Source organism: Bifidobacterium aerophilum (genome assembly GCF_010667685.1).
Classification (GTDB): Bacteria; Actinomycetota; Actinomycetes; order Actinomycetales; family Bifidobacteriaceae; genus Bifidobacterium; species Bifidobacterium aerophilum.
Window position 1 is genome coordinate 1 of record NZ_WHZW01000050.1, and the last position, 814, is coordinate 814.

Sequence of the window (814 nt, forward strand, 5' to 3'; positions counted from 1 at the left end):
TAGGGTGTGTTTACTCTAAGGGTCGTTTGAGGTGGATGGCGATGAGCGCGAGGTGAACATCGGAGAGGTAGGTCTCCCTGAGTTTCTCGTATCTGGTGGCGACCCTGCGGTAGTGCTTGATGCGGTTGAAGAGACGCTCGACGATGTTGCGCTCCTTGTACGCATCCCTGTCGTATTCCCACGGGTCCGTCCTGTTCCTCTTGGGAGGAACCACGGGCTCCAGCCCGAGAGCGCCGGCAGCCTGGCGCGTGGCATCGCCCTCGTAGGCGCGGTCCATGAGCAGCGGCAGCCCCATGAACGCGCCGAGCGCGGCGATGGCCACGCGCCCCTGCGGGGCGTCGTGCCCGGCGCCGGAGGACAGGTGGACCTCTACCGCGGAAAGCTCGTCGCAGGCGACCATATGAATTTTGGTGTTCCTTCCGCCACGGGAGGTCCCGATGGCCTGGTCCCCCCTTTTTGGGGCGCCCCGGTGGCGTGCTGGTGGACCTTGACGCTGGTGGAGTCCAGGGCCAGTACCCTCACCTCCATCCTGACGATCCGTTCCTCCTGCAGCGCGGCGAACAGACGCTCGATCACCCCGGACCGGGACCATCGGTTGAACCGTTGGTATATGGTGATCCACTTGCCGAAGCACTCCGGCATGTCGCGCCATGGCGAGCCGGTGCGCATGGCCCACAGCAGGGCGTTGACGAACGTGTAGTTGTCCACGACGACGTTTCCCCGCTGCACCGGCAGCAAGTGGGAGATCCTGTCGAACTGCTCCCTCGTGATGTCATACCTCGGCGTACACATACCACCATCATGTCACCAAAGC

Annotated in this window: 1 pseudogene; it reads right to left on the minus strand. The window is 63.6% G+C overall.

What is annotated here, in order from left to right:
• Positions 1-10 precede the first annotated feature (10 nt).
• Positions 11-792, minus strand: a pseudogene (locus GFD25_RS11945) (IS5 family transposase).
• Positions 793-814 lie beyond the last annotated feature (22 nt).